The organism is Rhodococcus erythropolis NBRC 15567, from assembly GCF_001552595.1.
Lineage (GTDB): Bacteria > Actinomycetota > Actinomycetes > Mycobacteriales > Mycobacteriaceae > Rhodococcus_F > Rhodococcus_F erythropolis.
This window is the reverse complement of sequence record NZ_BCRM01000045.1, coordinates 1-8619: the sequence shown is the minus strand read 5'-3', so window position 1 is coordinate 8619 and position 8619 is coordinate 1. Positions and strand designations below refer to the sequence as shown.

General features: G+C 60.1%; 1 protein-coding gene. It reads left to right on the top strand.

Features of this window, described 5'->3' with window-relative positions:
* Positions 1-164: 164 nt before the first annotated feature.
* Positions 165-8619: non-ribosomal peptide synthetase (locus RE4_RS29895; RefSeq protein WP_155717000.1), on the top strand; the 8455-nt coding region annotated here is incomplete at its 3' end.

The following is an 8619-nucleotide window of genomic DNA, read 5'->3' as shown; positions in this document are numbered from 1 at the left end:
TTACCGGGACGTCGAACGCGATTTGCCCAGGTCAAGGGTAGAACCTCGGAAGTGATCGGATTCCTGCGAATACTGATCGAACTGCAGTACCAAAGCGAAGGTGAAATTGTCTTGACGCAGCACGTGTTCCTCCAGCATGCCGTTCGAGTGCAGGTCGTGACCGCATGAGCTCCGATGGTGTGACGCCAGGGACGTCGGTAGCTCGCAAGGCACGTCGAGAGCGTCCGGCACGCGGCCGTCGTGCCAGCACATCGTTGCTTCCGCAACTGCTGGCGGCGGCCGTCGAGCTGGGGCCCGAGCGGGAGGCGTTGCGGTTCGAAGGACGTTCGCTGTCATACGCAGAGTTGGACGAGCAATCGTCTCGTTTGGCGAGATTGTTGATCGCCGGCGGCATGGGGCCAGAGGATCGGGTTGCAATTTCGATACCGCGGTCCATCGAGTCCGTTCTGGCACTGTGGGCAGTCGCCAAGTCCGGCGCCGCCTTCGTCCCGGTTGATCCGAACTATCCAGCCGATCGCGTGGCCTACATGATCAGCGATTCTGGAGTTTCGGTCGGGTTGACCACTGAGGGTGCACGCGCCGGGTTAACTGACTCGGTCGGGTGGATCTCGATCGATGCTTCGGACACTGTCGAGTCGTTGGCCGCTGTCTCCGGCGCGCCAGTGACGTATGACGAGCGGGTAAGAACACTGCGTGAGCAGCACGCCGCGTACGTCATCTACACATCCGGCTCCACAGGGCGACCCAAGGGTGTTGTTGTTTCGCATTCGGGGCTAGCCGTCCTGCAGCGAGAGCAAATTCGCATGCTGTCGCTCGACGGCAATTCACGGGTTTTGCACTTCACGACTCCAAGCTTCGACGTATCGATCTTCGAACTACTCGAGACGATCGGAGCAGGCGCCGTCATGGTGATTGCCCCATCGAGCATCTACGGTGGGCCCGAGCTAGCCGAGCTGATCAAGACAGAGCGAGTGACGCATGTCGGCGCTACTCCTTCGGTGCTCGCATCGGTGGATCCATCTGGACTCGACGATGTTGCTGTCGTCGTGGTCGCGGGTGAGGCGTGTCCGCCAGAGTTGGTCGCGAAGTGGGCGCCCGGACGCCACTTTTTCAACGCGTACGGCCCGACCGAGATGACGATCGTCACGAACATGACGGAACTCGGCGCGGGTGATCCCGTCACGATCGGTGGTCCGATTCGTGGTGCAGCGTCTTTGGTATTGGATGCTCGCTTGCAGCCTGTACCGACGGGGACTACGGGTGAGCTCTATCTTGCAGGGCCGCAGGTTGCGCGCGGATACCACAATTTGGCAGGAATGACGGCCGATCGATTCATCGCGAATCCCTTTGGGGCCCAGGGTGAACGAATGTACCGCACGGGGGACGTGGTGCGGTGGACGGAAAGTGCTGCCGGCGATCGTAGCGTCGAATACGTCGGACGGTCCGATTCCCAGGTCAAGATCCGTGGCTTCCGCATCGAGTTGACTGAAATTGACGCGGTCATCGCACTCGACGAACGGGTCGAGTTTGTGACAACTCTCGGGCGAGTGTTGCCCAGCGGTGAAACGGCTCTAATCTCTTATGTGCTTCCTGCAGTTGGAGCCGTGTTGTCCGGGGATGACGTCCTGGCAGTGGTCAAGACGGATCTTCCCCGTCACATGATTCCGGCGGCTGTCGTTGTCATCGACGAGATCCCCTTGACGCCGGTAGGAAAGCTGGATTCGGCAGCACTTCCTGATCCCGTATTCGAGGCCCGAGAGTTTGTAGCGCCATCCTCCGCTGGTGAGGTCCTGGTCGCGCGCGTATTCGAAGAACTCTTGGGGGTGGACCGAGTCGGCGCTGACGACGACTTCTTCGAACTCGGCGGCAACTCGTTGATTGCTGCGAAATTGGCCGGGCGTCTCAGTGCGGCTTTCGATGTGCGGGTTCAGGTCAAAACGCTGTTCGAGTACTCGACAGTCTCCGGACTTGCATCTGTTCTGTCAGATTCAGCGGGGCATGTGCGAATTGCCTTGGCCCCTCGCTCTCGTCCGGAGCGGATACCTCTTTCCCTTGCACAGTCGCGGATGTGGTTCTTGTCGAGATTCGACTCTGTGTCTGGTGTGAACAACATTCCGATCGTGTTGCGGTTGTCCGGTGCCGTCGATGTTTCGGCACTGTCCGCAGCGCTGTCGGATGTTGTTGCGCGGCACGAGGTGTTGCGGACCGTCTACCCGGAATTCGAGGGCATCGGGTTCCAACAAGTACTTCCGGTGGGCGAATTCGTGGGAACTGTATTGCCCGAAACTGTCGACGCGGCCGACTTGCTCGGTGTGCTGACGCCAGTGGTGGCAGAGGGGTTCGATGTCACGGTCGAGGTGCCATTGCGGGTTCGTTTGTTCCAGACGGGCTCGTCGGAGTTTGTATTGGCGTTGGTGATTCACCATATTGCTGCTGATGGCGTGTCGTTGGGGCCATTGGTGCGTGATGTGTCGGTCGCGTACGTGGCGCGTGCGGGTGGTCAGGTTCCGCAGTGGGCGCCGCTGGCGGTGCAGTACGCGGACTTCGCGTTGTGGCAGCGTGAGGTGTTGGGGTCCGAGGGGGATCCGTCGTCGTTGATGTCCGAGCAGTTGGGGTATTGGACGTCGGTGTTGGCGGGGTTGCCGGAGCGGATCGAGCTGCCGGCGGATCGCCCGCGGCCGTTGGTGGCATCCAATCAGGGGGCGAGTTACCAGTTTTCGATAGACGCGCGGTTACATCGAGCGCTCGAGCAGTTGGCGCTTGATCGTAATGTGTCGTTGTTCATGGTGGTGCATGCGGCGTTGGCGGTGTTGTTGGCGCGGCTGAGCGGTAGTGACGACGTTGTGGTGGGCTCTCCGATCGCAGGGCGGGGTGAGCCGGAGCTGGACGATCTGATCGGTATGTTCGTCAATACGTTGGTGTTGCGGACCGAGGTGGATTCTTCGGAGTCTTTCTCGGCGTTGTTGGGTCGGGTTCGTGAGGTCGATCTCGGGGCGTTCGGCAACGAGGACGTGCCGTTCGAGCGTTTGGTGGAAGTGCTTGATCCGGCGCGGTCGCAGGCCCATCATCCGTTGTTCCAGGTTGCGTTGTTCTTTCAGAACATGGCGCAGGATGTCGTGGAGTTGCCGGGACTGTCGATTGCCGGTTTCGACGCCGGTGTCGAGATCGCGAAGTTTGATCTGCAGTTGACGGTGACGCCGTTGGAGGAGGACGGCGTCGGTGTGGGGATGCCGATGTCGTTGACGTATGCGACGGATCTGTTCGACGCGTCGACAGTTGTTTCGTTTGCGGAGCGGTTGGTGCGTGTTCTGGAAGCGATGGTGGCGGAGCCTGATTCGGTTGTCGGGGATGTGGAGTTGCTCGGTGAGGACGAGCGTTCGCAGGTGTTGGTGACGGTCAATGACACTGTTCACGAGTTGACTGACGACGCTTTGTTGCTCGACGGGTTTGTTGCGCAGGTGGCGGCGACGCCGGGTGCGGTGGCGGTGATGTTCCAGGGACAGTCTCTGTCGTATGCGGAGTTCGGGTCTCGGGTGAACCGTCTTGCGCGGTATCTGATTTCGGTGGGTGTGGGGCCGGAGTCGTTGGTGGCGTTGGCGATGCGCCGGTCGGTTGACCTTGTGGTTGGTATGTATGCAGTGGTTGCTGCGGGTGGGGCGTATGTGCCGTTGGATCCGGATCATCCGGTCGAGCGCAATGGTCATATTCTCGAGACCGCGGCACCGGTCTGTGTGTTGTCCACTGCTGGTGACGGTGTGGTGTTGCCGGGTGAATTCGATGTGGTCTTGATCGACGAGCTGGATGTGTCCGGATTCTCGGATGCGCCTGTTTCTGATGTGGATCGTGTTGCGCCGTTGCGTGTTTCGAATGCTGCGTATGTGATTTTCACGTCGGGGTCGACGGGGAAGCCGAAGGGTGTGGCGGTTTCGCATGCGGCGATCGTCAATCAGATGGCGTGGATGCAGGGGCAGTATGTTCTGACCGGGTCGGATGTGTATCTGCAGAAGACTGCGACGACGTTCGATGTGTCTTTGTGGGGGTTCTTCCTGCCGTTGGCGGTGGGTGCTCGGTTGGTGGTGGCCACTCATGACGGTCATCGGGATCCGGGGTATTTGGCGTCGGTGATCGCTGATCAGCGTGTGACGGTGACGGACTTCGTGCCGACGATGCTGTCGGTGTTCGCGGGGGAAGTCTCTGCCAGCCAGTTGGATTCGCTGCGTGATGTGTTCGTCATCGGCGAGGCGTTGCCGGCGCAGACGGTGCGCGATTTCGGTGTTGTTTCAAGCGCGCGGGTTCACAACTTGTATGGTCCGACCGAGGCCGCGGTGTCGATCACGTTCGCGGATGTGACGGATGCTGTCCACGGTGGTGTGGCTTCTATTGGTGTGCCGCAGTGGAATTCGCAGGTTTTCGTCTTGGATTCGCGATTGCGTCCGGTGCCGGCGGGTGTTGCGGGTGAGTTGTATCTTGCGGGTGATCAGTTGGCTCGTGGGTATGTTTCTCGTCCGGATTTGTCGGCGGATCGCTTCGTGGCGAACCCGTTCACTCATGGCAGTGTCGGCGATCGGATGTACCGCACGGGGGACTTGGTGCGGTGGGGCTGGTCGGGGGAGCTCGAGTACATCGGGCGCACCGATTTCCAGGTGAAGTTCCGGGGTCAGCGGATCGAGTTGGGGGAGATCGAGTCGGCCCTGGTGGCCGATGTGTCGGTGTCGGTGTCGTCGGTGGCGGTGGTGTCGACCAAGACCGGTGATCAGTTGGTGGGGTATGTGGTGCCGACGTCGGGAGCGGTGGTTGATGTTGCGGCGCTTGTAGATTCGTTGGGGTCGGTGTTGCCGTCGTATATGGTGCCGTCGCAGATCATGGTGTTGGATGCGTTCCCGCTGAATGCTTCGGGGAAGTTGGATCGGAAGCTGTTGCCGAAGCCGGTGTTCGAGGCTGCGGCGTTCCGGGCTCCGGTGACTCCGGTGGAGGAGTCGGTTGCCTCGGTTTTCGCCGAGGTGTTGGGTGTGGATCGGGTCGGGCTTGATGATGATTTCTTTGCTTTGGGTGGCAATTCGCTGATTGCAACTCGGATGGTTGCCCGCCTTGGGCAGGCGCTCGATACGCAGGTTCCGGTACGGGTGCTGTTCGAGGTGTCCTCGGTCGAGGGCGTGGCTGCCCGGGTTCAGACCAAGATCGGTTCGGGTGCTCGGGCGGCGTTGACTGCTCGGGTGCGCCCGGAGCGGGTGCCGTTGTCCCTTGCACAGCAACGGATGTGGTTTCTGAACCAACTCGACCCAGAGTCGCCGGTCTACAATGTTCCTCTCGCGATCCGGCTTTCAGGGAAGCTGGACGTGGCGGGGCTGAAAGCTGCTGTTTCCGATGTCCTGGCACGGCACGAGTCGCTCAGAACGTTGTACCCAAGCGATACAGATGGACCAATGCAGGTAATTGTTCCACCCGAAGATGTCGTGCTGGACTTGAGTCCAGTCGAGGTCGACGCCGAGTCTGTAATGCTGCGCCTATCAGAGGTTGTCGGACAGGGATTCGACGTCGGTGCTGAGGTCCCCGTTCGAGCGAAACTGTTCAGCCTTGGCTCTGACAACTACGTGTTGGTTGTCGTGATCCACCACGTTGCCGGAGACGGTTCCTCGGTCGGTCCACTCGGGCGCGATGTCATGGTCGCGTATGAGGCCCGATCTCGGGGCGTAGTTCCGGGGTGGGCGCCTCTCGGAGTGCAGTATGCGGACTATGCGTTGTGGCAACGCGAGATGTTGGGCTCGGACGGCGACCCGGATTCGATCGCGTCGAAGCAGATTGCGTACTGGCAAGCGCAGTTGGCTGACGTTCCCCCCGTCCTTAATCTCCCCTTGGATCGTGCCAGGCCGGCGATTCAGTCATTGCGCGGAGCGACAGTCGATTTCACGGTCGATGCACGCCTTCATTCAGGCTTGTCGAGGCTCGCAGAGGGCCACAACGTGACTGTCTTCATGGTCATTCACGCGGCGGTGGCTGTTTTGATGTCCAGACTGAGCAGTTCTCCGGACGTGGTCCTTGGTACTCCTGTCGCAGGACGCGGCGAGGCCGAACTCGACGATCTGATTGGTATGTTCGTCAACACGCTGGTCTTACGCACGAACGTCGAAGCGTCGGAAGGATTCGGTTCGTTCCTGGAGCAGGTGCGTGAAATCGATCTATCGGCGTTTGCCAATGCGGATGTGCCGTTCGAGTGGTTGGTGGATGAGATCGACCCCGTGCGTTCTACTGCGCATTCACCGCTGTTCCAGGTTTTGTTGGTGTTCCAGAACTTTGCGCAAACGCAGTTCGTGTTGCCAGAACTCACGATTTCCGGGATCGAAGCGGACTCGGGAACGGCGAAATACGACCTTCAGATCACTCTGTCCGAGGTCATCAGCGAGTCGGGAGAACCCTCGGGGATGCACGGGTCGTTCAACTACGCAACCGACCTGTTCGACGAATCAACGGTGTTGGAATTCGTCGATCGTCTGTTGCGAATTCTGAACACAGTGTCCGCAACTCCGGACGTACTGGTGGGTGATATTCCCGTACTCTCACAGAGCGAGAGTGAACAGGTACTGGCACAAGCTGTTTCGGCCGGTTCTTTGTGCTCGGACAATGCAACGCTGGTCTCGTTGTTCGACGAGCAGGTTGCGCGGACGCCTAACTCTGTCGCGTTGGCCATGGACGGAATTGAACTTACGTATGCGGAGTTCGATGCCAAGGTCAATCAACTCGCGCGTCACCTCATTTCCGAAGGAGTCGGACCTGAGCAGTTGGTCGGTGTGGCGATGCGTCGGAGCATTGAACTCGTGGTTGCGATCTACGCCGTTCTGAAGGCTGGGGGCGCCTACGTTCCTATCGATCCAGATCATCCAGCAGAACGCACCGAGTACGTCGTCGAGGCGGCGGATCCGGTACTGATTCTGACTACCGCTCGCGATCAGTTCGCGTCGACGGGTCGACGGATGGTGACTGTCGAGGCTCTGAACTTGGACGGGTTCCCATCTCGCCGGATAGCCGACTCTGAACGCAATTCGCCTTTGCGATCGGAAAACACGGCGTATCTGATCTTCACTTCAGGTTCGACAGGTCGCCCCAAGGGCGTTGCGATTACACACAGCGCAACGGTGAACCAGTTGGTGTGGGCTCAGGCGACCTACAGGCTTGATCGCTCGGATGTGGTACTGCACAAAACGCCGATCACCTTCGACATTTCGGTCTGGGAATTGTTCTGGACTCTCCAAACTGGAGCGAAACTGGTCATCGCGGTTCCCGACGGACACCGGGACGCAGATTATCTTGCGAAAACCATTGCGCAAGAGCGGGTCACGACGGTGCATTTCGTTCCGTCGATGTTGAACGCATTCATGTCCGCGGTGCCCGCGCCGCTGCCGGAGTCGGTGCGTCGCGTCTTTGTCGCAGGAGAGGCGTTGAGCGCCGACACCGTACGCCGATTCAGCGGGTACGCGTCGGCGAGCCTGCACAACTGGTACGGGCCTGCCGAGGTCGAGGTGGTAACAGCTTGGGAGGCGACTCCTGAGGCGGTGGTCGTCCCGATCGGTTCGCCCGTCGCTAACACGTCCACTGTTGTGCTTGACGGCCGGTTGGCGCCAGTGCCGGTGGGTGTGGCCGGTGAACTGTATTTGGGTGGACCGCAGGTGGCTCGTGCATATCACGGTGAGCCTGCTATGACGGCGCTGCGATTTGTCGCCGATCCGTTCGGATCAGCCGGCGCCAGGTTGTACCGCACCGGAGATTTGGTTCGATGGACCAAATCGGGGGAGCTGGAGTACATCGGCCGTAGCGATTTTCAGGTGAAGTTGCGTGGTCAGCGGATCGAACTGGGTGAGATCGAATCAGCCCTGCTCACACATGAGAACGTCAACGACGCCGTCGTCGTGATGCACTCTGACTCCAAGTCGGGTGACAGCTTGGTTGGGTATGTGGTGCCGGCGTCGGGTGCGGTGGTTGATGTTGTGGCGCTTACGGATTCGCTGCGTACGGTGTTGCCGTCGTACATGGTTCCGTCGTTGATCATGGTGTTGGATGCGTTTCCGCTCAATGCGTCGGGGAAGTTGGATCGGAAGTTGTTGCCGGAGCCGGTGTTCGAGGCCGCGGTGTTCAGGGCTCCGGTGACGGCGGTGGAGGAGATCGTCGCGTCGGTGTTCGGGGATGTTCTCGGGGTCGAGCGTGTCGGGTTGGATGACGATTTCTTTGCTTTGGGTGGTAATTCTTTGATTGCTACTCGGGTGGCGGCGCGGTTGGGGCAGGCGTTGGATGCGCAGGTTCCGGTGCGGGTGTTGTTCGAGGCGTCGTCGGTGGAGTTGTTGGCTGCTCGGGTGGAGTCGGAGGTCGGTTCGGGTGCGCGGGCGGCGTTGACTGCTCGGGTGCGTCCGGAGCGGGTGCCGTTGTCGTTGGCGCAGCAGCGGATGTGGTTCTTGAACCGTTTCGATACGTTGTCGTCGGCGAACAATATTCCGGTGGCGATTCGGTTGTCGGGGTTGTTGGATGTGGCGGCTCTGCAGGCTGCTGTGTCGGATGTTGTTGCGCGGCATGAGATTTTGCGGACGGTGTATCCGGAGGTCGACGGTGTCGGCTTCCAGGAGGTGTTGTCTG